Annotated in this window: 25 protein-coding genes; 1 reads left to right on the top strand and 24 read right to left on the bottom strand. The window is 64.5% G+C overall.

Going from position 1 to position 25,667, the window contains the following annotated elements:
- Positions 1-10: 10 nt before the first annotated feature.
- The 19 genes from NCS03_RS14495 to NCS03_RS14405 all read right to left on the bottom strand — a co-directional run bounded on the left by NCS03_RS14495 (position 11) and on the right by NCS03_RS14405 (position 18,118).
- The gene (locus tag NCS03_RS14495) at positions 11-403 is read right to left on the bottom strand and encodes an allophanate hydrolase-related protein (RefSeq protein WP_175982951.1); all 393 of its coding nucleotides are present in this window, start codon (positions 401-403) and stop codon (positions 11-13) included.
- A gap of 40 nt (positions 404-443) precedes the next feature.
- Positions 444-1,406: a carbamate kinase gene (locus NCS03_RS14490; RefSeq protein ID WP_250529308.1), complete on the bottom strand. Its 963-nt coding sequence runs from the start codon at positions 1,404-1,406 to the stop codon at positions 444-446.
- Positions 1,403-2,830: a YlbE family protein gene (locus NCS03_RS14485; protein WP_250529307.1), complete on the bottom strand. Its 1,428-nt coding sequence runs from the start codon at positions 2,828-2,830 to the stop codon at positions 1,403-1,405. The genes NCS03_RS14490 and NCS03_RS14485 overlap by 4 nt, the downstream gene beginning before the upstream one ends.
- A 14-nt stretch (positions 2,831-2,844) precedes the next feature.
- Positions 2,845-4,395 carry an acyl-CoA synthetase FdrA gene (fdrA, locus tag NCS03_RS14480; protein ID WP_250529306.1) on the bottom strand — a complete coding sequence of 517 codons (1,551 nt, stop codon included), beginning with the start codon at positions 4,393-4,395 and terminating at the stop codon, positions 2,845-2,847.
- A gap of 60 nt (positions 4,396-4,455) precedes the next feature.
- Positions 4,456-5,370, bottom strand: coding sequence for an oxamate carbamoyltransferase subunit AllH family protein (locus NCS03_RS14475; RefSeq protein WP_250529305.1), 915 nt, complete (start codon positions 5,368-5,370; stop codon positions 4,456-4,458).
- Between the two features lie 18 nt (positions 5,371-5,388).
- On the bottom strand, positions 5,389-6,057 hold the full coding sequence (locus tag NCS03_RS14470) for a cysteine hydrolase family protein (protein ID WP_250436340.1): 669 nt from the start codon (positions 6,055-6,057) through the stop codon (positions 5,389-5,391).
- A gap of 382 nt (positions 6,058-6,439) precedes the next feature.
- On the bottom strand, positions 6,440-8,206 hold the full coding sequence (locus NCS03_RS14465) for an FAD-dependent oxidoreductase (RefSeq protein ID WP_372492631.1): 1,767 nt from the start codon (positions 8,204-8,206) through the stop codon (positions 6,440-6,442).
- Between the two features lie 32 nt (positions 8,207-8,238).
- Positions 8,239-9,351: a DedA family protein/thiosulfate sulfurtransferase GlpE gene (locus tag NCS03_RS14460; protein ID WP_008354090.1), complete on the bottom strand. Its 1,113-nt coding sequence runs from the start codon at positions 9,349-9,351 to the stop codon at positions 8,239-8,241.
- Positions 9,352-9,625: 274 nt separating this feature from the next.
- On the bottom strand, positions 9,626-10,591 hold the full coding sequence (denD, locus tag NCS03_RS14455) for a D-erythronate dehydrogenase (protein ID WP_008354091.1): 966 nt from the start codon (positions 10,589-10,591) through the stop codon (positions 9,626-9,628).
- 16 nt (positions 10,592-10,607) lie between these two features.
- The gene (otnI, locus tag NCS03_RS14450; protein WP_250529318.1) at positions 10,608-11,396 is read right to left on the bottom strand and encodes a 2-oxo-tetronate isomerase; all 789 of its coding nucleotides are present in this window, start codon (positions 11,394-11,396) and stop codon (positions 10,608-10,610) included.
- A 335-nt stretch (positions 11,397-11,731) separates the two neighbouring features.
- Positions 11,732-12,373 carry a 3-oxo-tetronate 4-phosphate decarboxylase gene (gene otnC / locus NCS03_RS14445; RefSeq protein WP_175982946.1) on the bottom strand — a complete coding sequence of 214 codons (642 nt, stop codon included), beginning with the start codon at positions 12,371-12,373 and terminating at the stop codon, positions 11,732-11,734.
- Complete coding sequence (otnK, locus tag NCS03_RS14440; protein ID WP_250529304.1) at positions 12,373-13,650, bottom strand: 3-oxo-tetronate kinase; 1,278 nt, start codon at positions 13,648-13,650, stop codon at positions 12,373-12,375. Before otnK ends, otnC begins: the two co-directional genes overlap by 1 nt.
- Positions 13,647-14,543: an L-threonate dehydrogenase gene (ltnD, locus tag NCS03_RS14435; RefSeq protein ID WP_250521485.1), complete on the bottom strand. Its 897-nt coding sequence runs from the start codon at positions 14,541-14,543 to the stop codon at positions 13,647-13,649. Before ltnD ends, otnK begins: the two co-directional genes overlap by 4 nt.
- 10 nt (positions 14,544-14,553) lie before the next feature.
- Positions 14,554-15,258, bottom strand: a complete 705-nt coding sequence (locus NCS03_RS14430) for a FadR/GntR family transcriptional regulator (RefSeq protein WP_008354096.1) — start codon at positions 15,256-15,258, stop codon at positions 14,554-14,556.
- Positions 15,259-15,345: 87 nt separating this feature from the next.
- Complete coding sequence (locus NCS03_RS14425) at positions 15,346-15,684, bottom strand: thioredoxin family protein (RefSeq protein WP_008354098.1); 339 nt, start codon at positions 15,682-15,684, stop codon at positions 15,346-15,348.
- 55 nt (positions 15,685-15,739) lie between these two features.
- Positions 15,740-16,267, bottom strand: coding sequence for a chromate transporter (locus tag NCS03_RS14420; RefSeq protein WP_175982943.1), 528 nt, complete (start codon positions 16,265-16,267; stop codon positions 15,740-15,742).
- On the bottom strand, positions 16,264-16,815 hold the full coding sequence (locus NCS03_RS14415; RefSeq protein WP_250436372.1) for a chromate transporter: 552 nt from the start codon (positions 16,813-16,815) through the stop codon (positions 16,264-16,266). Before NCS03_RS14415 ends, NCS03_RS14420 begins: the two co-directional genes overlap by 4 nt.
- Positions 16,816-16,820: 5 nt before the next feature.
- A complete protein-coding gene (gene panE / locus NCS03_RS14410) occupies positions 16,821-17,747 on the bottom strand; it encodes a 2-dehydropantoate 2-reductase (RefSeq protein ID WP_008354101.1) in 927 nt (308 codons plus the stop codon).
- Between the two features lie 29 nt (positions 17,748-17,776).
- Entirely contained in the window at positions 17,777-18,118 is a 342-nt protein-coding gene (locus NCS03_RS14405) for a hypothetical protein (protein ID WP_250529317.1), read from the bottom strand.
- A gap of 286 nt (positions 18,119-18,404) precedes the next feature.
- On the opposite strand from NCS03_RS14405, the gene gnd reads away from it, so the two are divergent.
- The gene (gene gnd / locus NCS03_RS14400) at positions 18,405-19,811 is read left to right on the top strand and encodes an NADP-dependent phosphogluconate dehydrogenase (protein ID WP_008354103.1); all 1,407 of its coding nucleotides are present in this window, start codon (positions 18,405-18,407) and stop codon (positions 19,809-19,811) included.
- Positions 19,812-19,956: 145 nt separating this feature from the next.
- On the opposite strand, the gene NCS03_RS14395 is transcribed toward gnd, so the two are convergent.
- Genes NCS03_RS14395 through NCS03_RS14375 form a run of 5 tightly spaced genes read right to left on the bottom strand, consistent with a single transcriptional unit; the run spans position 19,957 to position 25,666 of the window.
- Positions 19,957-21,081 carry a Gfo/Idh/MocA family protein gene (locus NCS03_RS14395; protein ID WP_008354104.1) on the bottom strand — a complete coding sequence of 375 codons (1,125 nt, stop codon included), beginning with the start codon at positions 21,079-21,081 and terminating at the stop codon, positions 19,957-19,959.
- The gene (locus tag NCS03_RS14390; protein ID WP_008354106.1) at positions 21,078-22,145 is read right to left on the bottom strand and encodes a sugar phosphate isomerase/epimerase family protein; all 1,068 of its coding nucleotides are present in this window, start codon (positions 22,143-22,145) and stop codon (positions 21,078-21,080) included. The genes NCS03_RS14395 and NCS03_RS14390 overlap by 4 nt, the downstream gene beginning before the upstream one ends.
- A 45-nt stretch (positions 22,146-22,190) precedes the next feature.
- Positions 22,191-23,156: a substrate-binding domain-containing protein gene (locus NCS03_RS14385; RefSeq protein ID WP_175982940.1), complete on the bottom strand. Its 966-nt coding sequence runs from the start codon at positions 23,154-23,156 to the stop codon at positions 22,191-22,193.
- A 25-nt stretch (positions 23,157-23,181) separates the two neighbouring features.
- On the bottom strand, positions 23,182-24,198 hold the full coding sequence (locus NCS03_RS14380; protein WP_008354108.1) for an ABC transporter permease: 1,017 nt from the start codon (positions 24,196-24,198) through the stop codon (positions 23,182-23,184).
- A complete protein-coding gene (locus NCS03_RS14375; protein ID WP_250436332.1) occupies positions 24,179-25,666 on the bottom strand; it encodes a sugar ABC transporter ATP-binding protein in 1,488 nt (495 codons plus the stop codon). The genes NCS03_RS14380 and NCS03_RS14375 overlap by 20 nt, the downstream gene beginning before the upstream one ends.
- Between the last annotated feature and the right edge of the window lies 1 nt (position 25,667).

The following is a 25,667-nucleotide window of genomic DNA, read 5'->3' as shown; positions in this document are numbered from 1 at the left end:
CCGATTCCATTCAGGGCGTGTAGTGGTGGCCGGTGTATTCGCGCCATCCGCCGGATGCCGTGATCTCCTTCTGTCCTTCGACGAGCCACGGTTCGGCGAGGACGCCGAGCACTTCGCTGCCGTCCGCGAGCACGACCTTGCCGATCGAAAGACCCGCCGGTTCGCTGAGCAAGAGCGCGCCGAGATTGGCCATCGGCAATTCCCAGACTTCCAGCGATACGGCCACGCCGCCGCTCTTCACGCGCAACATGCCGGGATGACGATCGTTGATGGTCCAGATGCGATAGCACGCGTCCGTGCGATCCTCGCGCACGAATTCGCCCTTCGCCGCCAGCATGTTGTGGTTCAGCCCGAGGCCGCGCATCAGCGTGCCGTTCACCGCGAGCAGTGTCTTGTCGTTCATGTGTGTCCTTCTCCTTGTTGATGTCGGGGGCGTATGCGCGTTACGGCGTGATCCACGTACCCGTGCGCCGTTCGAGCGCGGGCCTGATCGCCGCCGGACTCGTGATGAGCCCTTCGCCCGCGTGGCCGTCCGGTTCGATGTGCGACACGAAGCGCAGAATCGCCTCCACTTTCGGCAGCATGCTGCCCGCGCCGAACTGACCCTGCGCGATCAGCTCGCGCGCTTCGCTCACGCTCATCGTGTCGAGCCAGCGCTGCTCGGGCGTGCCGAAGTTCACCGCGACCTGTTCGACGCCGGTCGGAATCAGCAGCAGATCCGCTTTCAGTTGCTGCGCGAGCAGCGCCGATGCGAGGTCCTTGTCGATGACCGCCTCGACGCCGGACAGCTTGCCGTGCTTGCGCACCACCGGAATGCCGCCGCCGCCGCACGCGATCACCACGCAGCCTTGCGCGAGCAGGCTCGCGATGACATCGCGCTCGATGATTTCAAGCGGCTCCGGCGACGGCACCGTGCGCCGCCAGCCGCGTCCCGCGTCTTCCATCAAGGTCCAGCCGAGCTCTTCCTGACGCTTCTTCGCGGTCGCTTCGTCGAAGAACGCGCCGACCGGCTTGGCCGGCTTCTCGAACGCGGGATCGTCGGCGCTGACGCGCGTCTGCGTCACGAGCGCAACGACGCGCCGTTCGATGCCGCGACGGTGCAGCTCGTTGGTCAGCGCCTTCTGGAACATGTAGCCGATCGCGCCTTGCGTATCGCCCACCGCGTAGTCGAGCGGCACGGGCGCGACTTCCTGAGACGCGAGTTCGGAACGCCGCAAGATGAAGCCGACTTGCGGCCCGTTGCCATGCGTGAGCACGACGTTCCATCCCGCCGCGATCATGTCGGCGATATGTGTCGCGCTCTCCGTCACCGCTTCGTATTGATCGGGAATGCTCAGATGACGATCGTCGCGAATCAGCGCGTTGCCGCCCACGGCGACGACTGCCAGAGGTTTTCGAACTGTCATGATGCTTGTCCGCTGGGTTGTTTGACGGTCTCGGCGAGCGCGCGAATGGCTTCGACGAAGCACTCCATCGGCGCGGTCGTGATGCCTGCGCCGATCTGCCCGACGCCTGCTTGCTTGTGAGCGATGCCCGTATTGATGACGGGCAAAATGCCGCGGTCGGCCACCTTGCGCGCATCGATGCCCGCGGCGGTCGGCGCGAAGTTGAGCGCGGGCAGCGTGAACGCCGGATTGCCGCCGAGCGTGATGGCCTGCATGCGGCGGCTGTTCGCGGTCGCATCGGCGGGCGTGCCGCCGACGAACTTCACGATCGCGGGCGACGACGCCATCGCGAAACCGCCCACGCCGGCCGTTTCGGTGATCGCGCTGTCGCCGAGATCGGCGGCTGCGTCATCGACGCCATAGCCCGGAAAGAACAGGCCCTCGACCGGATTCGCCTTCGCCTGGAACCAGCGGTCGCCGGTGCCCGACAGACGGATGCCGAAGTTCACGCCGTTGCGCGCCATCACCGAGACCATCGAGCTGAAAGGCACGTTGGCGCACGCGTCCATCATGGCCTTGCACGCGGCCATCGAGATGTTGAGGAAGAAGTGATCGTTGGCGATGATCGCCGCGCTCGCTTCGCGAATCTGCGCGAGCGGCAGTTGCGTGCCGAGCAGCGCGGGCACGATGCGCTTGATGAAGAGGCCCGTCGCCGCGCTGTTGCGGTTGTGGACTTCATCGCCCATATGCAGCGCCTGCGCCATCAGCGGCTTCAGCTCGATCTCGCCGGACACCGCGAGCGCGGCCTTCAGCGCGGGCGCGAGCGTCGCTTTCATCCAGCGCAGACGGTCGAGCACTTCCGTGCTGTTCGCGCCGAAGCGCAGCACCTTGCCGAGACCTTCGTTCAGATTGCTGTACGTGCGATGCCCGTTCGCCTTGTTCTCGACGACGAAAAGCGGCATCGACGGACTGATGATGCCCGCCATCGGACCGACGGCCTGATGGTGGTGACACGGCTCGAGATCGACCTTGCCGTCGAGAATCAGGCGTTCGGCGGCGGCGTGATCGGCGGCCCAGCCTTCGAGCATCACCGCGCCGATGATCGCGCCCTTCACCGGCCCGCACATGTTCTCCCACGCGATCGGCGGACCGGAGTGGAGAATCAGCTTGCGCGCGCTCATCGCGCTGATTGCTTCGGATGCCGTAGCGATGTCTTTCAACACCGGCTGCGCTTCGAGATAACGCGCGAATGCAATGTCGTTCGCCTGCTCGACGAGCGGATGGCGCATCAGCCACGCGAGATCGAGGCCCGCGGCGACATCGCCGAGAGCGGGCGGCTGCCAGTTGACGTGACTGACTTCGCCGCCCGCGAGACGCAGGTTGTCGGCGAAGCTCGTGAGCCCGCAGTTCACCACTTTCAGTGGCTGACCAAACAATCGGTTCATTCTTTTGCTCCTTTTTACGCGTGGCGTCGCGCCTGCAGACGCGCGACGCGGCTCGCCCACAGCGCGGCCTCGGCGTTGCATCCGGCGACGAGAACGCCTGCCTCGCGCAATGCGTCGATCTGACGGCTTCTGACTTGCGGATCGGATTCCGTGCCGCACACATGCGCGATCAACAGCGGCGCGTTTTCGCGCGGCAATTGCGCCAGCAATGCGATGAGCCCTTGCGCCGGTTCGTCCGCCGCGCCGTAACCGAGCACGAGATCGAACAGCACGACGGCAGTTGCGGGATCGAGCATCTCGGCGCGCACGCGTTCGTCGCGCAGGGTCGGGTCGATCATCGGATGCGGACGGCCGCGCGTGAAATCGTCGTCGCCCATGTCGACGATCGTGTGGCCCTCGCTTTTCCAGATATCCGCGAGCTTCGCGTTGCCTTTCACCGGCGTGTTCGAGCTCGCCATGAAACCTTCCGCCTTGCAGAGCAGTTGGCTCTCGTAGCAGAACGTGCCGCCCGCGAACACGCCGCGAATGAACTTGCGGCCCGCGCCGAGCGTTTCGCTCCGCTTGACGAGCGTCGCTTCGTCGTTGGCTTCCACGCGCGCGACGCTCGCCGGCAGCGGCGCGCCGTTCAGCAACGCGACGGCGAACTGCGCGGCATCGGCGAGCGTGTGCGCGGGCGTGAGGCCCGGCGCGCGCATCTCGTCTTCGGAAGCGCCGAGAAAATTCACGACGACGGGCTTGCCCGCCTTGCGCGCGCTCTCCAGAATGCGCTCCGCAACCGCGCGTGCGGGCGGCTTGGAGATCAGCACGATCACGCGCGTGTCGGGATCTTCGGCGAGCGCGTCGAGGCCGAATTGCATCGAAATGCCGCCGATGTCCTCATGCAGATCGTGTCCGCCCGTGCCGAGCGCCTGCGAAATGCCCGCGCCGAGCTGGTCGATACGGCAGGTGACTTCCTGCAGCCCCGTGCCCGATGCGCCCACGACGCCGATGCCGCCGCGCCGCACCACGTTGGCGAAGCCGAGCGGCATGCCGTTGACGATGGCCGTGCCGCAGTCGGGGCCCATGACGATGAGGCGCTTTTCGCGCGCGAGCGTCTTGATGGCCTTTTCGTGCGCCATGCTGACGTTGTCGCTGAAGAGCATGACGTTCATGCCGAGCTGCAGCGCCTTGATGGCTTCGGCGGCCGCGTAATCGCCCGGCACCGAGATGAGCGCGAGGTTCGACGCGGGTTCGTCGTCGCAGACCATCGCGAGACTGGTGGCCTTGAGCGCTTCGCTCGTCTGCGTGTCGGATGTCGACGCGCGCGCGCTCAGGCGTTCGCGAGCGAGACCGAGCGCTTCTTCGCAAGCGGCTTCGTCGCCGCGCACCGCGATGACGAGATCGTTCGGGCTTGCTTTCACGTCGTCGCCGAGTCCGGCGTCGGCGAGCTGCACGAGATTGGCCGGCGTCCCCATGACGACGGACGCCTGCTCGACGCCCGGCAGCTTGCCGATATGCGCCGAAATCTGCATCAGGGAAACCGAATCCTGATACAGATTTTTGAATATTTCGATTTTGATGGCCATTGCACCTCTCCGTTCTTTAAATGCGATTCGCGGTTTCTTGAAAACAGAATCGCAAATGCTTCAAGCCGATTCCGGGAATAATGATTTCGCTTCGCGCATTCGAATCGTTTCTCGCCATGCGCGCATGCCGTGCAAAATGCCGCCGAGACAATCCACGCCGGACGACGCGCCCCAGCGCATCACGGCATCGGCGGCATGTTCGATATCCGCGCTTTCGTCCGCCGCCGATGCAATCGCGATAAATCGATCGACCGGTTCGTTGAAATGTCCGTCGAGCGCGAGTTGTAGGTAATGGCGGCTGATATCGTTCGTGCGATGCAGATTCGCGCGCAGCTCGGTCGACAAGACATGCCGGTGCGCGTCGATTTGCGGATCGCCGCGCGCGGCCCAAATCGCCGCGAGATAGCCGAGCAGATAATCGTCGCCGTCGGGCGTGAGACCGCCGCCGAGGCCGACGAGCGCGTGAACCGTGGCAGCGAGCGTGGCGGGGTCATCGTGTGGACTCAGCCTGACGGCGCGCGCGTGCGCTGGCCAGCCCGGCAGCCACTGCAGCGCGCCTGCCACGGCGTGCCGCGCGCAGTGCGCCGCAAGCCGCGCCGCGACGCGCTCATGCCGCGCCGACAACGCATCCGGCGACATCCGCACGCCGGTTCCGCTTTGCAGCGCGGGCCGCCAGCACGCCGCGCCGGTCAGATCGACCTGCCACGTCGCGCCGCTCAGACGGCCATTGGAAAACGCGACGCGCTCGCCAGGCCGCGCATGGTCGCGCCAGTCCCAACCCGGCGGCGCGCTCACGCGCGCGCCGCACGACAGGTTCTCGCACGCGGCATCGACGAGCGTGAACCAGTCGCCCGTCTGCGCGACGAGATTGAGCGCGTGCCTGAAACTGCTGTGCACCGCGAAATCCCCGGTGCGCGACAAGCCCGGCCGCGCCAGATAGCCGATGCTCAGGCCGCGTAGCGTGATCGGACTCATGCGCAGGCTCAGCGCGCCTTAGCCGCGCAGCGCTTCGATGACCGCGCCGGCGTCGCTGACCCAGCCGAAGATCGCGCCTTGCGCCTTGATCATCTCGAGCGCGTACTTCTGGAACTCGGGGAAGTACGAACCGACGCAATCCTGCGGCACGATGCATTCGAAGCCGCGATCGTTGGCCTCGCGCACGGTCGTCGTCACGCACACTTCGGTCGTCACGCCGCACACGATCAGCGTGCGGATATCGTGATTCTTCAGGATGAGATGCAGGTCGGTTTCATAGAACGCGCCCTTGCCCGGCTTGTCGATGACCGGCTCGCCCGCGACCGGATACAGTTCCGGAATCAGGTCGTGGCCCTTCTCGCCACGCACGAGGATGCGGCCCATCGGACCGTCGGAGCCGATGAAAGTCTTGCCGCCGCGCGTGAGTTTGGCCGGCGGGCAATCCGTCAGGTCGGCGCGATGGCCTTCCCGCGTATGAATGACGAGCATGCCGGCGTCGCGCGCCGCGGCCAGCACGCGCTTGCACGGTTCGATCGCGGTGCGCACGAACGACACGTCGTTGCCCAGCGCTTCGCCGAATCCGCCGGGTTCGACGAAATCGCGTTGCATGTCGATCATGACGAGCGCCGTGTGTTTCGGCTCGAAAGCCAGATCGAAAGGTTCGGCGCGGAAATGTTTTTGCGTCACGGCATACTCCTCTTCTTCGTTGAATTAAATGGATCGGTCCGATTGGTTTAAACTCACGAACTCATAAGGAATTCGAAATAATTGAATTCTCCGTTCGCGCGATTATTCGATTCTTAATGCCACTGAAAATCAGTGCGGTTCAAATTCGACAGAACTTCGAACTGATTATAGGCAGCGCGAATTGGAACACGATGAAATGATTGAACGCCGAGGATCAAATTTCTCGAAGCTCAATAATGAGCGCCCAGAGCGTCAATACTGGCGCGGCTTTAGACAGTCTTTTGCAACTGAGTCGGAATGTCGCGTGAGTCGCGTGATATTCGAAAATAAAAACGGCCACTGTCGAGTGGCCGTTTTTATCGTCCGGAGCGTGATGCGCGTTTTACGCCACGGGCACGCTCAAAGCTTCGCGCTTCGCGAGCAAGCCGTGAATCTGCGCGACGACCGCAGCGCCTTCGCCGACCGCCGCCGCGACGCGTTTCGTCGAACTCGAGCGCACGTCGCCGATAGCGAACACGCCCGGCACGCTGGTTTCCAGCGCCATGACGCCTTCGGTGCGCCCTTCGTGGGCCTCCGGTCCAGTCAGCACGAAGCCTTTCCCGTCGACGTTCACGTTGCAGTTGCGCAACCAGTCGGTATTCGGGTCCGCGCCGGTGAAGAGGAACAGATGCCGCGACTCGATCGTGAGCGGCCCATCCGGCGACTTGCAATTGACCGCCGTGAGCGCGCGGCCGTCGCCGTCGAGCGAGGTGATCTGCGTATGCGTTCGCACCGTGACGTTCGGCAGCGAGCCGATGCGCTCGACCAGATAGTGCGACATGCTCGACGACAGCCCCGCGCCGCGAATCAGCACATGGACGTGCTTCGCATGCGTCGCGAGATAGACGACGGCCTGTCCCGCCGAATTGCCGCCGCCGACGAGCACGACTTCCGCGTTCTTGCAGAGCTTCGCCTCGACCGGCGACGCCCAGTAATACGTGCCGTGCCCTTCGTACCGATCCAGCCCCGCGATGTCCGGCCGCCGATACGCCGCACCCGAAGCGATCACGACCGTCTGCGTCGTCACGCGCGTGCCGTTCTGTAGTTCGATCTGGATCGGATTGCAGTCGCAATGCAGCGCCTTGATCTTCGTCGGAATCGCGATATGCGCGCCGAACTTCTGCGCCTGCACGAACGCGCGCCCGGCGAGCGCCTGACCCGAGATGCCGGTCGGAAAGCCGAGATAGTTCTCGATGCGCGAGCTCGCGCCCGCCTGCCCGCCCGGCGCGCGGCAATCGAACACCGCGACCGACAGACCTTCCGACGCCGCGTACACCGCCGTCGCGAGACCGGCCGGACCCGCGCCGACGACGGCGACATCGTAGACATGCGCGGGATCGAACTCCGGCAGCCAGCCGAGCTGCGTCGCGACCTGATTTTCATCGGGCGCGCGCAACACGGTGCCGTCCGGGCAGATGACGAGCGGGAAATCGGCCGTCGATGCCGAAATGCGTTCGAGCAGCGAGATCGCGTCGGGGTCGGTGCAGGCGTCGATCACCGTGTGCGGATAACCATTCCGGCGCAGGAAGCCTTGCAGCGACACGAGACGGCCGTCGTCGGACGGGCCGAGCAGCACCGGTCCGCTGCCCTTTTCGATGAGGCCGACGCGCCGCAGGATCAGCGCGCGCATGATGCGCTCGCCCAGTTCCGCTTCGGCGACGAGCAGCGCCCGCAGACGCTCCGGCGGAATCACGATGCCATCCACTTCGCCGACCGCCATGCCGTCGACGAGACACGGCTTGCCCGAGAGTTGCGCCACTTCCGCGAGAAAATGCCCCTCGCCGTGCTCGCGCACGATGTGCTCGATGCCGAGCGCATCGCGCCGCGTCACGCGCACCGCGCCCTTCAGGACGATCACCATGCCGCGCCCGGTTTCGCCGACGCGGAAAATCCACTCGCCCGCGCGATAGTGCGCCGGCGTGCCGAAGCGGCTCATGCGCTCGATCTCGTTATCGGTCAGGCGCGGGAACATCTGGTGCACGCGGCTTTCGAGCGGCGAGAAGGGCGCGTTGTCGTCGCTCGTCGAGGATGCGGCGGCGGGCGTCGGCACCACGTTCGGATTCGGACTCTCCATCGGCTCGCGCGCGCTCCATGCGACGACATTCGGCATGTCCTGAGAGGACTCGTTGAACGGCGTGGTACTCATGCGCGATCTCCGTGTGGAAAACCAGCTTCATGCAGGGATGCGGTGCCCGCGGGCGATGCCGACGCCGATCCCGATACCGACGACTTGACGGGCCACGGGCACATCGCCGCCATTTCCGCGACTTCCTCGGGCGACGACGCCGCGAGCTCGCCGAACTCGGTCAGCGTCGCGACGTGAAAACCGGCGAGCCGCCACGCGTCGAGCCCGCCCGTGAGCGGCACGACGTCGCGAAAACCCGCGTTACGCATGGTCTTCGCCATCCACGCAGCCGACACTTCGTTCGGACACGAGCAATAGATGACGACCTTGCGCGACTTGTCGTAGCTCTCGATGATCTTCGCGAGATCGCGTTCGTCGGCGAACATCGAGCCGGGAATCGCTTCGGGATCGAGCATGCGTTTTTCGGGCGAACGGATGTCGAAGATTACGGGCAGCGGCTCGTCGTTCATGAGCGCATACAGCTCGTCCACGCTGATGCGCGCTTTTTCCAGCGTCGCCATGAGCGCGCGGCGGCGCCACCAGCGGTACGTGACGTAGATCGCGAGCAGCACCGCGACGACCGCCACCGCCTGCCGCCCGAGCTGCGAGATCATCGCGAAGACCATCTCCAACTGCGCCGCGAAGATGACGCCGACCGTCAGCCCGACCGCGCCCCACAGCGCGATGCCCGCGCCGTCGTGCGCGATGAAGCTGCGCAGCTTCACGCCCATCGCGCCCGCGAGCGGCACGGAGACGAGCGAAAGACCGGGGATGAACTTCGCGACGAGCAGGATGCGTACGCCCCAGCGCCCGAAGAAGCGTTCGGTCTTCTTCACGCAGGTATCGCGCGAAAGCGAGAGCTTGCAGATGGTCTTGAGCGTTTTGTCGCCATACTTGCGCCCGCCCTGGAACCAGACGAGATCGCCGAGCACGCCGCCCGCCACCGCGACGCACAGCACGCCCACGAGCGGCGGCCAGAACGCGCCGCCGTCGACCGCCATCAGCGCGATGGATGCGCCGACGACGATCATCGTCGGCATGGCGGGCACGGGCAGCCCGAGCGCCGAGCCCATCACGTTGACGAACACGATCGCCGGGCCGAATCGATCGACTAGCTGATGCAACAACATGGGAATCTCCCGCGCGGGAATGGTCTGTTCACGGGACGACGGGACGCGCGCCGCGAACGGCGCTGCGAAGGCGCACGGAGCACGTTAGGCACGCAAGGCACGAAAGCGAGAGAGATACGAGCGCTTGCGGCCGCTCGTGGTTCAACGCGATACGCGCGGCGCCGGGCCGACGTTCGTCACATTTAAGAGATAAGTGTAGCCCGGAAACGCGATCGTAAGCATGACAGGCGCGCGGGACGCGGGCATCGCGCGCGCGATGCCCGGAGAGTGGGATTCAGGCGAGGTCGTCGGCGATATAGGCGCGGATCACGTCGGCGAAATTTTTATCGCCCGACAGGCCGAGTTGCTCCGCGCGCGCCGTATTCCACGCGCCCGGCCAGCTGCACACGATCTTCTCGATGCGTTCGTCGCGCTGCCAGTCGATGCGCTGCACGACTTCGTCGCCCGCCACTTCGCGCAGCGCCGCGACCATCTCGTTCACGCTGACCGACAGCCCCGGCAGGTTGATGACTGGCCGCAAGCCGAGCTTTTCGCGCTCGATTTCGCAGCCGGCGATCAGCGCCTCGACCGCGCTTTTCGGCGACAGCAGCCACAGACGTGTTTCGCCATCGACGGGACACGTCGAACGCTCGCCGTTCAGCGGCTCGCGGATGATGCCGCTCGCGAACGACGACGCCGCCGCGTTGGGCTTGCCGGGGCGCACGCTGATCGTCGGCAGGCGCAGCACGCGGCCATCGACGAAACCGCGCCGCGCGTAATCGGAGAGCAGCAGCTCGGCGATCGCCTTTTGCGTTCCGTACGACGATTGCGGATTCAGCGCGGTGTCGTCCTGCACGACGTCGGGCAGCGCGCCGCCGTACACCGCGACCGAACTCGTGAACACGACGCGCGGCTTGTGGCCCGCCGCGCGGCACACTTCGAGCAGCGCGCGCGACGCGTCGAGGTTGATCTTCATGCCGAGATCGAAATCCGCTTCGGCCTGGCCGCTCACGATCGCAGCGAGATGGAAGATGGCTTCCGTCCCCGTGTCGACGTGGCGTTGCAGCACCGCCGGGTCGGAAATGTCGCCGGTTTCGGCGCGCACGCGTTTGTCGTTCAGCAGGCTGTCGTCTTGCGGACGCGCTACGTCGAGCAGCACCAGTTCCGTGATCGGCTTGCCATTGAGCTCGTTGCGCGCGAGCAGCCGCTTTGCGAGTCGCTGACCGATGAAGCCCGCGCCGCCCGTGATGAGAATCTTCATGTGGTCGCTTCCGTTTTTACAGATAAGGTTTGAGCCAGCCGAGACCTTCCGACGTGCCGGCCTTCGGTTTGTATTCGCAGCCGATGAAGCCCTCGTAGCCAAGCGAATCGATCAGTTCGAAGAGATACGGATAGTTCAATTCGCCGATGCCCGGTTCGTGGCGCTCCGGCACGCCCGCAATCTGGATATGGCCGATGCCCGCATTCGGGCGCTTCATGTCGCGCTTAAGCTTCATCGCGATGTCGCCTTCCACGATCTGGCAGTGATAGATGTCGAATTGCACCTTTAAATTCGGCGCATTGAGCTCATCGCAGATTTGCTGTGCTTCGTCTTGGCGGTTCAGGAAGAAACCGGGTATGTCGCGGGTGTTGATCGGCTCGATCACGATCGTTATGCCCGCTTTCTGCGCTTCTTTTGCCGCGTATTCGAGGTTCTTCAGATACACCGCCCGATGTTGCTCTCTGTTCTGATCTTTCGCGATCAGGCCGGCCATGACGTGCAGTTTCTCGTTGCCCAGCACGGCGGTGTATTCGAGTCCCTTTGCGACGCTCTGCTTGAACTCTTCCTCGCGGCCCGGTAACGAGGCGATGCCGCGTTCGCCCTTCGCCCAGTCGCCCGGCGGGGCGTTGAACAACGCCTGCGTCAAGCCATTGTCCGTTAAGCGCTGCTTGATTTCGTTCGCTTCAAAGTCGTAAGGGAACAGGAATTCCACCGCCTTGAAACCATCCTTCGCCGCTGCGGCGAAGCGGTCCAGGAAAGCGTGCTCGGGGTACATCATCGTCAGGTTTGCTGCGAATCTTGGCATTTGCTTGTGCTCCGTCTGTTCCGGTTTCGAATGCGCTTGCTTCCATGGAATCCTGTGTTCGAGTCGGTCTATTGGCGTTGCCCCTGTGCGGGGCGGCACTTACTTTCTTTGCTGCTGCAAAGAAAGTAAGCAAAGAAAGCAGCTTTTCAGGCCCGCGGTCACACGCAATTTGGGTAGTACTCTCGTCCACCGTGGCACTCGCCTAAAGAGTGCCCCTCATAGGCCCCATCGGGCCTGGCTCGCGCACGGTCCGACCAGCTAGTCCGTTTCGCGCGCTGGTTCAGCACGAAATGGCTCCAGCCCGCTTCGCGGCCGATCGGTCAGTCGGCTCTGTGTTACCAGCGCGCGCCGAACGTCTTCTTCAATTCCTCTATCGCTTCTTCCGCCAACGGCTCCGGGCGCGGCATCGTCGATAGATACAGCCGCGCCGTCTCCTCCAACTCCTCCAACGCATAGCTCGCGTGCGACACAGACTTCTCCCACACCACCGGCCCCAACCGCTCCAGCAACACCGCCCTCACCCGCGACGCCAACGCCGCCACTTCCTCCGCCACCGACTCGTCGCCCGGTCGGCGGTACGCTATCAGCGGAACATGGCCCACCTTCATCACGTAGTACGGCGTGATCGGCGGCAATACATCGTCGTTCTTCCACACGCCCGCCAACGTCAGCGCCACCAGATGCGTCGAATGCGTATGCACCACGCCGCGCGCGTTCGCATCGTTTTCGTAGATCCGGCGATGCAGCGCCAACGTCTTCGACGGACGTCCGCCCGATACGTGATTGCCTCGCGCATCCACCTTCGCAATATCGTTCGGATCGAGGCGGCCCAGGCACGCATCCGTCGGCGTGATCAGCCAGCCATCGTCGAGCCGCGCGCTGATGTTGCCCGCGCTGCCCACCGTATATCGGCGCTCGTACAGGCTTCTGCCCGTCACGCAGATCTCTTCGCGAATAGCGTTCTCGTTCGATGCCATCACAGTGCCTTCAACGCCTTTTCAAAGAAATCGGTCGTGCCGAAATTGCCGGACTTGAGCGCCAGGCCCAGCGCCCCGCTTCCATCCGCGCCGATCGATTGCGTCGCCGGCACGCCCGGATCGATCTGCGGCCCGATGCGCAACGAACGCACGTCTAGCGCCTGCACCACCGCGCCCGACGTTTCGCCGCCCGCCACGACGAATTTGGCGCAGCCGTCATCGCGCAATGTCCGCGCTATCGACGCAAGCGCGTCTTCCACCAGATGCCCCGCCTTCTCGACGCCCAGTTCCTTCTGCACCGCCTTCACTTCTTCCGGCGATGACGTCGCGTAAATCAGCACCGGCTCGTCATGCTGGCGCGCGAATTCGACCGCGCTCTGCACGACCGGCTCGCCGCGCGACAACGCCATCGGATCGACGCGAAACGCCGGCTTCGATTCGCGCCAGTGCGCAACCTGCGCGTTCGTCGCCTTCGATGCACTCCCCGCCAGCACCACCGCTTTGCCCTCGATCGTCGGCAAATCGGCGGCGTGCTCCGCGTGCGCCAGCAGATTCGCCGCGCGGAAATTCTGCGGCAATCCAAGCGCGATGCCCGAGCCGCCCGTAATCAGCTTCAGATCGCGGCATGCGTCGCCGAGCACGTACAAGTCCGCGTCCGAAACGGCATCCGCGATCGCGAGGCGCACGCCATCCTTCTTCAATTCATCGATGCGCGCGCGGATCGCGTCCGCCCCCTTCGCAATCGTGTCGTAACGAATGAGCCCGACCTTCGATTTCGTCTGACGCTGCAAGACGCGCACGAGGTTCGGGTCGGTCATCGGCGTGAGCGGATGATTCTCCATGCCCGATTCGTTCAGCAACACATCGCCGACGAACAGGTTGCCGCGAAAAATCGTGCGGCCATTCTCGGGAAACGCCGGGCACGCAATCGTGAAATCGTCCTTCAGCGCGTCGAGCAACGCGTCCGCGACCGGGCCGATGTTGCCCTTGTCGGTCGAATCGAACGTCGAGCAATACTTGAAGAAGAACTGGCGGCAGCCCTGCGCACGCAGCCATTCGAGCGCATCGAGCGACTGGCGCATGGCGTCGTCGGCGGGAATCGTGCGCGACTTCAGCGCGACGACGATCGCGTCCGCCTCGATCCGCGCGCTCGCTTCCGGCACGCCGATGGTCTGCACCGTGCGCATGCCGCCGCGCACGAGCATGTTGGCGAGATCGGTCGCGCCGGTGAAATCGTCGGCGATACAGCCGAGCAGTGCCTGCGCCGCTTGCGTCATTGCTTCGCTCCCTTCGGAATGTCGATGCCCGGAAAAATCTTGATGACCGCGGAATCGTCCTCGCCGCCGTGTCCGGCCGTGGACGCCATCATGAACATCTGATGCGCCGCCGCCGACAGCGGCAACGGAAATTTCGACGTGCGCGCCGTGTCGAGCACGAGGCCCAAGTCCTTCACGAAAATATCGACGGCGGAAAGCGGTGTGTAATCGCCCGAAAGAATGTGCGGCACGCGATTCTCGAACATCCACGAATTGCCCGCGCTGTGGGTGATGACGTCGTAAAGCGCATCCGGATCGACGCCTTCGCGCAGACCGAGCGCCATCGCTTCGGCCGCCGCCGCGATATGCACGCCCGCCAGCAACTGATTGATGATCTTCACCTTCGAGCCCGCGCCGTGGGCGTCGCCGAGCCGATAGACCTTGCCCGCGATCGCGTCGAGTACGTCCTCGCAGGCGGCGTAGGCGTCGGCGGGGCCGGAGGTCATCATCGTCATTTCGCCGGAGCTGGCTTTCGCCGCGCCGCCGGACAAGGGCGCGTCGAGCATGTGCACGCCCTTCTCGCCGATGCGCTTGCCGAGATCGGCGGCGAATTGCGGCGATACCGTCGCGCACGCGAGCACGACGCCGCCGGGTTTCATCGCTTCGACCGCGCCGGTTTCGCCGAACAGCACGGCTTCGGTCTGCGCCGCATTGACGACGACCGTCAGCACGACCTCGCACTTGCCGCCCAACTCGGCCGGCGACGCGCACGCGATGCCGCCTTCGGCCGCGAACGCATCGAGCACCGGCTGGCGCACGTCGCACGCATGCACGGCGAAGCCCGCCCGCAGCAACGAGCGCGCGACGCCCATGCCCATTGCGCCCAAACCGATCACTCCGACGTTTCGTGTCATCGCAGATTCCTTAACAGATGCCCGCTTCCGCCAGTCGGCGCGCGGCGTTGATGAGATGCGTCTGCGCGGCGTGGCGCGCGGCGTCGGGCTCGCGCGCGCGGATCGCCTCGACGATCGCCGCGTGCTCCTCGCGCACCTGACGCATGAAGTCCTCGCGCAGCGCCTCGTTGCCGCGCGTAACGAGCGTGCCCGCTTCCAGGTACTGGTTCAGAAACGTGAGGGTTTTCAGGAAGTACGGATTGCCGGTCGCGTTGGCGATTTCCCGATGGAACGCGACGTCCTCGGCGACGCCGTCGCGGCCATCGCGCACGGCTTCATCGATGGATGCGAGCGCGTCATCGATGGCGGCGAGTTGTTCGTCGGTACGCCGCTGCGCGGCTTCGGATGCCACTTCGGCCTCGATCGCCCGGCGCAGCGCGAGAATCTGCACGACCGCGCCGGGCTCGACCGCCTGCGCATAATCGATGCGCAACGGCCGAATCCCCGCGCGCTCGACGATGAATACGCCGCTGCCCTGACGCGGCTCGACCATGCCTTCGTTCTTCAGCCGCGAGATGGCTTCGCGAATGACCGTGCGGCTCACGCCGAATTCCTGCGCGAGCACCGCTTCGGTCGGCAGCTTGCCGGTCGCGGCGAAACTGCCCTTCTCGATCAGCTTTTGCAATTGTTGCGCGACGGTGTCGCTCAACGCGCGCGGCGGAATTTTCTCGAACATGCGACTCGATGCGCCTCGTCAGGTCATCGGGTCATCATACAAATTTTTACGATGGAAGTGGACCGAGGAATAACCCTCGGTCGTGGCTTACTGCGCGAGCGGCTCGTCGATGAGCGCGAGCGCGTCACGAATTTCGGAGACGTCGCCGGGGCGCACGAGGCGCGCGACTTCCTTGCCGCCGAGCATGAAGACGAGCGTCGGCCAGAGCTTTACGCGAAACGAACGTCCGAGCGGGCGGCCGCTGCCATCCTCGATCTTGATGTGCTGCACCGCGCGATGATCCTGAAATGCCTGCGCGATCAACGGTTGCGCGGCACGGCAGAAACCGCACCAGTCGGTGCCGAACTCGACGACCGTCGGGCCGGTGAGCGCGTCGATTTCCGTGCGATCCGGTGCGGTCTTCGCGTATTCGATGTTCATGCTCATGGCGTGCTTCCTTGTCTTTTGTTGTCGATGAAGCCAGCAGAAAACTTGCCCGATCTTACTGGCCGAAACCCGTCAGCCCGATGAGCGCGCCGCCCGCGAGCAGCCACAGCGGATGCAGCTTCGTCCGGTACGAGACGAGCGCGACGAGCGCCGTGATGGCCGCGAGCGTCCAGGTTCCATCGGATGCCTCGGCGATCAGCAACGCGCTCGCCGCGACGAGCCCGGCCGTGATCGGCACGAGCCCGAGCTGGATGAAGCGCCGCCACGGGCGATCCTTGAAGCGCTCCCACGCGTGCATCGCGGCGATCGTCACGAGCGACGACGGCCCGAACTTCGCGATCGACGTCACCAGCACGCCGGGCCAGCCGGCGACATGCCAGCCGATCAGCGTGACGACCATCATGTTCGGGCCCGGCGCGGCCTGCGCGAGCGCGAAGAGCGCGGAGAAATCGGCCTTCGACATCCATTCGTGAACCTGCACGACCTGACGCTGCATTTCCGGCAGGATCGAATTGCCGCCGCCGAACGCGAGCAGCGAGAGCTGACTGAAGATCGCCGCGAGCGAAAGCAGATCGTTTTTCATCGGCGGACTTTCCACGCGATCAGCACCGAAATCGGCGTGAAGACGAGCATCGTCGGCAGGAGCGGCGTGCGCAGGATCGCTATCGACGCGAACATCAGAAGCGCGACGATCGCCGCTTCCGGCTTCCGGCGCAACGGCCACATGATCTTCGCCGCCATCGCGATGAGCAGGCCCGCCGCGGCCGCCGCGAGTCCCGCGAACAGATGCGCGATGCGCGGGTCCTGATGCGTGCGCTGATAGATCACGCCGAGCCCGATCACGATGAGCGACGGTCCGACAAGCAGCCCCAGCAAGCCCGCGAGCGCGCCCGGCACGCCGCGAAAGCGCATGCCGATTGCCACCGACAGATTGATCACGTTGCCGCCCGGCAGGAACTGACAGAGGCCGAGGAGATCGGTGAACGCGTCGGCGTCGAGCCATTTGCGGCGCTCGACGATCTCGCGCCGCGCGAGCGGCAGCGCGCCGCCGAACGCCGTCAGCCCGAGCGTCAGAAAGCCGATGAAGATTTCGGCGACCGTCGGCCGTGGCGCGTGGCCGTCGCGGGACATGACGCTCACGCGCGTGCCCGGCGCGCTTCGTAGGCTTTCAGATGCGCGTATGCGACCGCCAGCGCCGACAGCCCGGCGATTTGCGTGCGCCGCCGCGACAGCAGATCGCCGACGATGTGATCCGCCTCGATCGGCGCGCCGTTCTCGAGATCGCGCAGCATCGATGCGGTCATCGGCGAGCCGCGCTCCGAGAAAAACGCCCGCGCGCGCGTGACGACCGCCTCGCCCGGTGCGTGCGCGTTGTCGCCGGCGATGCCGCAGCATTCGTCGAAGAGCTGGAACAGCAGCGCCTCGCCGCCCGGCGCCGCGAGAATATCGCCGATGGGCGCGCGCATCAGGCAGGTGCCGGTCGCGAGCGTGGCGAGGAACACCCACTTGTCCCACATCGACTGAAGGATGTCTTCGCTCACGTTTAAATCGAAGCCTGCGCCGTCGAGTTGCGCGGCGATTGCGTCGATGCGCGCCGAGCGGCCGCCCGTGCGCTCGCCGATAGTCATCGAATGCATGTTGTTCAGATGCACGATCTCGCCTTCGGCGTCGAGCGTCGCGGCGATCACGCATTGGCCGCCGAGCACGTTCGCGGGATCGAAGCGCGCGTCGAGCGCGTCGAGATGGCCCATGCCGTTCAGGAGCGGCAGGATCGCGGTATCGGGACCGACGGCGGGCGCGAAGGAATCGATCGCGCCTTGCAGGTCGTAGGCCTTGCAGCTCAGGAGCACGAGATCGTAAGGGCCGTCGATGTCTTTCGCGAGCACCATCGGCGGACAGGCGAACGCGAGATCGCCTTCCGGGCTCTTCACTTTCAGGCCGCACTGACGCAGCCGCTCGGCGCGGCGCTCGCGCACGAGAAAGGTCACGTCGCGGCCCGCTTCGAGCAGCCGTGCACCGAAATATCCGCCGATGGCCCCCGCGCCCACTACCAGAATCCGCATGTCTCGCTCCTTTTCGCTGTATGAATCGTTCACGCCTGCCAGACGCCATAGCCCGCTTCGCGCAAGCCGATCGCCAGTTCCACTTCCATGTCGCGCGCGCCGTCGTAGGGCATCGGGTTGTACATCTCATACAGTTGCGGCAGGAGCCGCAGCCCGTATTCGCGGACGTAGCGATTCGACTGGATGCAGGCTTTGTGCTTGTCGAAGCGCACGTCGGGATCGATGCCCGTCATGCCCACGTAGACGAACGGCATGCCGATCACGTAATCCGGATTCGCGCGACGGAAACGCGCTTCGTTCCAGACCGTTCCGGACAGTTCGACGACGTAGACGGAGTAATGATGGCTGCGCGCGCGCCGGGCGGGCGGCATGTTTCGGATGGCCTTCGCGGCGTGCTCGTTGCGGGCGTCCATTCTATGACGGCGATGCTTTTGGCGCTCGATCGGACGGCGCGGCCCCTGCCGGATGCGTCTCAAAGTGGTAAATTCGGGCGGTCTGCGCTCGCGCAAAACGATCGGACATCGGCGCGGCCCATCGCGCCGCCGGTCGGAACCGGAGACGATCTCTCTCGCGCGGTCGCCGCCCCATCGACACGTTTTCATCCCGAAGCCGCGCGCCACGAGCCGCGCGACGCTTCGGTCATTCGGAGATCAAGCAATGAGCAAGCAAGCTATCGGCGTGGTAGGCCTCGCCGTCATGGGCCGCAACCTGGCCTTGAACATCGAGAGCCGCGGCCACGCCGTTTCGGTATTCAACCGCAGCCGCGCCAAAACCGACGAACTGATTGCCGAACATCCCGACAAGAAGCTCGTGCCGACCTACACGCTCGAAGAGTTCGTCGAGTCGCTCGAAAAGCCGCGCCGCATTCTGATGATGGTGAAGGCCGGCGCCGGCACCGACGAGACCATCGCTTCGCTGCGTCCGCTGCTGGAAAAGGGCGACATTCTCATCGACGGCGGCAACACGCATTTCACCGACACGATCCGCCGCAATCAGGATCTCGCGAAGTCGGGGCTGCATTTCATCGGCACGGGCGTGTCGGGCGGCGAGGAAGGCGCGCTCAAAGGCCCGTCGATCATGCCGGGCGGACAGAAGGAAGCGTACGAACTCGTCGCGCCGATCCTCACGGAAATCGCCGCGAAGGCGCCGGACGGCGAGCCGTGCGTCGCGTACATGGGCCCGGACGGCGCGGGCCATTTCGTGAAGATGGTGCACAACGGCATCGAATACGGCGACATGCAGTTGATCGCCGAGAGCTATGACGTGCTCAAGCGCGTCGCGGGTCTGTCGAACGAAGAGCTGGGCAAGGTGTATGTGGAGTGGAATCAGGGCGAACTGGACAGTTACCTGATCGAAATCACGTCGAAGATTTTCTCGAAGAAGGACGAGGAAACCGGCAAGGATCTCGTCGATGTGATTCTCGACCGCGCCGCGCAAAAGGGCACGGGCAAGTGGACGAGCCAGAACGCGCTGGACCTCGGCGCGCCGCTGCCTTTGATTACGGAAGCGGTGTTTGCGCGCGTGCTGTCGTCGCTGAAGACGCAGCGTGTGGCGGCGAGCAAGGTGCTGGCAGGCCCGACGCCGAAGTTCGACGGCGATCGCGCGGCGTTCGTCGAGTCGGTGCGGCGTGCGTTGTATCTGTCGAAGATCGTCTCGTATGCGCAAGGTTTTGCGCAGTTGCGCGCGGCGTCGGAAGAGTACAAGTGGGATCTGCATTACGGCGAGATCGCGAAGATTTTCCGGGCGGGCTGCATCATCCGCGCGCGCTTTTTGCAGAAGATCACCGATGCTTATGCTGCGAAGCCCGACCTCGCGAATCTGTTGCTCGATCCGTATTTCAGCGATATCGCGGCGAAGTATCAGGAAGCGCTGCGCGATGTCGTCGTGGCGGCCGTGAAGGCGGGGATTCCGGTGCCTGCGTTCTCGTCGGCGATTGCTTATTTCGATGCGTATCGGTCGGAGAGGTTGCCCGCGAACCTGGTGCAGGCGCAGCGCGATTTCTTCGGCGCGCATACGTTCGAACGCACGGATAAGGAAGGGAGTTTTCACGCGAATTGGGCGTGAGGATCTGACTGAACAGATCGAGAGCATGAGACGCGGCTTCCTTTGGAAGCCGCGTTTTTTCTTGCAGCCAAGCTGCGAAACCTTCGATTCGCAATCGAGCGTTTGGCGCGCATTTCGGCTGAAGGCGAAGAAAGTGGGTATTCGACTAATTCTTCAGCCCCACCCACTCGCCATTCCGCCCCCCACTCCTCAACACCGCCTCCACGAACCGCAACCCCGCGACCCCATCCTCGACGGTCGTCAGCCAGTCATCCCCCTGCGTCGTCCCGCTCGCGATACACGCCGCCGCATCCGTATAAACCTGCGCGAACGCTTCCAGATACCCTTCCGGATGTCCCGCCGGCACGCGCGTCGCGTGCAGCGCTTCAGGACTCTGCACGCGCCCGCGCGTGATGCGCTCCGACGCGCCGCCTATCGGCGTGAACCACAATTCGTTCGGCTTCTGCTGATCGAACGCAATGCCCGCCTTCGTCCCATACACGCGCAATCGCAACGCGTTCTCCTCGCCGGCCGCGACCTGACTCGCCCACAACATGCCACGCGCGCCGTTCTCGTAGCGCAACATCGCCTGCACATGATCGTCGACACGACGATTCGGCACGAACGTCGTCACATCGGCGGCAAGCTCGGATGGCCGCATCCCCGTCACGTATTCCGCAAGCTGATACGCGTGCGTGCCGATATCGCCGAGACATCCCGCCGGTCCAGCGAGCGCGGGATCGGTGCGCCATACGGCCTGCCGGTTCGCCTGCGTCTCGACAGGAAGAGACAGCCAGTCCTGCGCATACTCGACCTGCACCACGCGAATGTCGCCGAGCAAGCCGCGCTGTACCATTCCGCGCGCATGCCGCACGAGCGGATAACCCGTGTAGGTATAAGTCACCGCGAACACGCGATCCTTCTCGCGCGCGAGCTTCGCCAGCGCCTCGCCTTCATCGAGCGAAACGGCGAGCGGCTTGTCGCAAATCACGTGAATACCCGCTTCGAGAAAAGCGGTCGCGATCGGCGCATGCAGATGATTCGGCGTGACGATCGCGACCGCCTCGATGCCGTCCGAGCGTCCAGCCTCGATGCGCGCCATCTCGCGAAAATCGTCGTAGCTGCGCGCGAGCCCGATCGCCGCGGCGCTCGATGCCGCGCGCCGCGCATCCGACGACAACGCGCCCGCGACGAGTTCATAGCGATCGTCGAGCCGCGCCGCAATGCGATGCACCGCGCCGATGAACGCGCCCTCGCCGCCGCCGACCATCCCCAACCGCACGCGATTCATCGCTTGTCTCCGGAATCGATGCCGAGCACGCCGCGCATCTGCTCGCGGCTCGCGCCGCTGCCCGCGAAGTCATCGAAGGCGCGCTCGGCCACGCGGATGATGTGATCGCGGATGAACACCGCGCCTTCGCGCGCGCCGTCTTCCGGATGCTTCAGCGCGCATTCCCATTCGAGCACGGCCCAGCCGCCGAAATCGTATTGCGCCATCTTCGAGAAGATCGCCTTGAAGTCGATCTGGCCATCGCCCAGCGAACGGAAGCGGCCGGCGCGATCGACCCATCCGGAATAGCCGCCGTACACGCCCTGTTTCCCGCTCGGCCGGAACTCGGCGTCCTTTACGTGAAACGCCTTGATGCGCGCGTGATAGATGTCGATGAACGCAAGGTAGTCGAGCTGCTGCAACATGAAGTGGCTCGGATCGAACAGGATGTTCGCGCGCGGATGATCGTCCACCGCCGCGAGAAAACGCTCGAACGTCACGCCGTCATGCAGGTCTTCGCCAGGATGAAGCTCGTAACACACGTCGATGCCCGCGCGATCGAACTCGTCGAGAATCGGACGCCAGCGGTTCGCAAGCTCTTCGAACGCGGCTTCGACGAGACCCGCCGGACGCTGCGGCCACGGATACACATACGGCCACGCGAGCGCGCCCGAAAACGTCACGTGCGCGTTCAAGCCGAGACGCTTCGACGCCGCCGCCGCGAGCTTCATTTGCGCGATCGCCCATTCGGTCCGCGCGGCCGGATCGCCCCGCACATGCGGCGCGGCGAAGCCATCGAACAGCGTGTCGTATGCGGGATGCACGGCGACCAGTTGCCCTTGCAGATGCGTCGACAACTCGGTGATCGCGACGCCCGCATCGTCGACGGTGCGGCGAATCTCATCGCAATACGCATCGCTCGATGCGGCCTTCTCCAGATCGATCAGACGCGGATCGGCAGGCACCTGTATGCCCTTGTAACCGAGCGACGCCGCCCACGACGCGAGATTCGCGAGCGTATCGAACGGCGCCTGATCGCCCATGAACTGTGCGAGAAATATCGCCGGGCCTTTGATGGTTTTCATCTTTCGCCTCCACAAAAAGAAGGCCGGATGAACGGCCTTCGCGCATCAGAACGGCGAGTTCGGGAAATAGAACTGCTTGGCGTTGTCCTTCGTGATGAGCACCGACGGGATGATCGTCGTCGGCGGCAGCTTGTCGCCCTTCAGGCGCGCGTCGGCGGTCAGCTTGATCGCGTCGTAGATGAACTTCGGCGAATACGAGACATCGGCCGGCACGCGCGCATCGCCGTCCATGATGCGCTTCACCGCTTCCTTCGATCCCGCGCCGCCGAACACGATCTTGATGTCCGTGCGCTTCGCCTGATCGATCGCCTTCAGCACGCCGACCATCATGTCGTCATCCGCGGCCCACACCGCGTCGATATGCTTGAAGCGCGTGAGATAGTCCTGCATTACCTTGAACGCATCGTCGCGATTCCAGTTGGCGTATTTCGCATCGAGAATCTTGATGTCGGGATATTGCTTCAGCACGCCTTCGAAGGCGTTCCAGCGCTCGTTGTCGAGTGTCGTCGGAATGCCGCGCAGCGCGACGATATCGCCCTTGCCGTTCAACTGCTTCGCGAGAAACTCGGCGGGAATCTTGCCGAAAGCGGTGTTGTCGCCGGCGACGTACGCGTCCTGCGCGCTCGTGTCGGTCAGGCCGCGATCGACCACCGTCACATACACGCCTTTCTTCTTGACCTGCGCGACCGGTTGCGTGAGCGACGCCGATTCCTGCGGGAAGATCACGAGCGCATTGATCTTGTTGACCGTGACCAAATCCTGCAACTGGTTCGCCTGCTCGGGCGCGGTGCTCGCCGTCTTCACGATCACCTTCAGGTCGGGATGCGCCTTTTCCAGTTCCTTCTTCGCTTCGTTGGCCCACCACACGATGCCGCCCGTGAAGCCGTGATCGGCGGTCGGAATGGCGACGCCCAGCACGACCTTGTCGGCGGCGAATGCGGACGACGATGCAGCGGCGAACGCGCTCGCCGTCAACGTGAGCGCGCCGAGCGCGCGAAGCATTTTCTTCATGACGATGTCTCCTGTTTTATGACTATCAACGACGACCGCGCTGCAAGAATGCTACGAGGATGATGACGGCGCCCTGCACCGCCGCATTCAGATACACGCTGATGATGCTCGTGAGATTCAAAATGTTGTTGATGACCGAAAGCAGAATCGCGCCGATGACCGTGCCGATCACGCGCCCTTCGCCGCCCTTCAGCGCCGTGCCGCCGACCACGACGGACGCGATCGCTTCGAGTTCCCACAGGAGGCCCGTCGTCGGCGTGGCGGAGCCTAAGCGCGGCACATACAGAATCGTCGCGACGGCCACGCATAAACCGAGCAGCACATACGTGACGATCTTCACACGATCCACGCGAATCGCCGCATAACGCGCGACCTGTTCGTTCGATCCGATCGCCTGCACATGACGCCCGTACACCGTGCGATTGAGCACGAGCGCACCGCCCGCCGCCACGATCGCGAACACCCAGATCGGCACCGGAACATGCAGCAGACTCGCGTAATAAACCGGCCCGTAAAGATCGACGAGCGAGTTGTCGAGCGTGAGCGCGCCGCCATCCGCGAGCCATGTGAGCAGCGCGCGAAATATGCCGAGCGTGCCGAGCGTGACGATGAACGGCTCGATGCGCCCTTTCGTCACGAGCACGCCATGCGCGAAGCCGAACAGCGCGCCGAGCACGAGCGCGAGCACGATGCCGAGCGCGATGATCAGAAGCGGCGGCACCGCGTGGCCGTGAAAGCCCTGCATCAGCGCGTTCATCATGTAGATCATGCTGCCCGCGATGAGCGCGGCCATCGAACCGACCGACAGATCGATTCCGCCCGAGATGATGACGAAGGTCATCCCCACCGCGATGATGCCAATGAACGACGTGCGCGTGAGCACGTTCATCGCGTTGTCGACGGTGGCGAAATCGCCGTTGAGCAAGGTGCCGCCGATACACAGCGCGATCAGCCCGATGAGCGGCCCGACGCCGAACATGAAGCGCGCGACGGTGGAGAGACGGCTCTCGCTTTCGGTGTCTTCAGTGTGTGCCGGTCGCATGCGCGATCAACCTCTCTTCGGTCAAAAGATCCATGCCGAGTGTCGCGACGAGTTCGCCCGCGCGCATCACCGCGACGCGATGACACAAGCCGATCAGCTCGATCAGTTCGGACGAGATCACGATCACCGCGCGGCCTTCCGCGGCCAGCCGATGAATCAGGAAATAGATATCGCGTTTCGCGCCGACATCGACGCCGCGCGTGGGTTCGTCGAGCACGATCACGCGCGGATCGGGATTCAGGAACTTCGCGAGCGCGAGCTTCTGCTGATTGCCGCCCGACAGCATGCGCGCGCGTATCGACGCGTTGCCGGTGCGTATGCCGAAGTCCTTCACCGCCGCGTTCAGGGCTTCGCGTTCCGCGCGCGTATCGATGAGCGGATGCGCGTAGCGCTCCAGCGTCATCATCGTGAGATTGTCTTTCAGCGCCATGTCGACGTGAAGGCCGCGCCCCTTTCTGTCTTCGCTCAGATAAGTGAGGCCTTGCTGCATCGCTTCGCGCGGGCCTTTGAGCTTGACCGTTTTTCCGTCGATGACGACGCGCCCCGCACAGAGCGGACGCAGGCCGACGAGCGCTTCGAACAGCTCCGTGCGCCCCGCGCCGACGAGTCCCGCGAAGCCGAACACTTCGCCCTTGCGCACCGAAAAGCCGATGCCGTCGGCCCAGCCCGGCACCGATGCGCCTTCGACTTCGAACGCGACCGGCGCGTCGTCGGACAACGGCGGCTTGTCGGGGAACATGTCGGAGACTTCGCGGCCGACCATCAGATTGGCCATCTGCTGACGCGTCAGCTCGTCGGTCGGCGCGCGCGCGACGAAGCGGCCATCGCGCATCACGATCACTTCGTCGGTCACGCGTTCCACTTCGTCGAGCTTGTGCGAGATATAGACGATGGTCGTGCCCGCTTCCTTCAGACGCGCCATCAGGCCGAAGAGACGCTGCGTCTCCGATGGCGTCAACGTCGCGGTCGGTTCGTCCATGATGAGCAGGCGCGCGCTGCGCAACATCGCCTTCGCGATCTCGACGAGCTGCTTCTCCGCGACGATCAGATCGCGCACCTTCGTATCGGGATTCTTGTGCAGGCCGACGTCGTTCAACGCGGCGCGGGCATCGTCGCGCATCGCGGCTTCATCGAGGAAGAAGCCTTTCTTCAGCTCGTGCCCGAGGAACATGTTCTGCGTGATGCTCAAATGATCCGCGAGATTCAATTCCTGATGGATCAGCACGATGCCGGCATGTTCGGCATCGCGCGAACTCGTGAAGTCGCGCGCGCGTTCATCGACGAAAAGCTCGCCCGCGTTCGCACGCTCGTAGCCCGCGAGAATCTTCATCAGCGTGGACTTGCCCGCGCCGTTCTCGCCGAGCAATCCGTAGATGCGGCCCGGCGCGAGATCGAAGCTGACGCCGTGCAGCACGCGCACCGGCCCGAACTGCTTTTCGATGCCCTGAAAGCGCACGGCGAGGCTCATC

The sequence above is a fragment of the Caballeronia sp. ATUFL_F1_KS4A genome (genome assembly GCF_023630905.1).
Lineage (GTDB): Bacteria > Pseudomonadota > Gammaproteobacteria > Burkholderiales > Burkholderiaceae > Caballeronia > Caballeronia zhejiangensis.
This window is presented reverse-complemented; position numbering and strand designations above follow the sequence as displayed.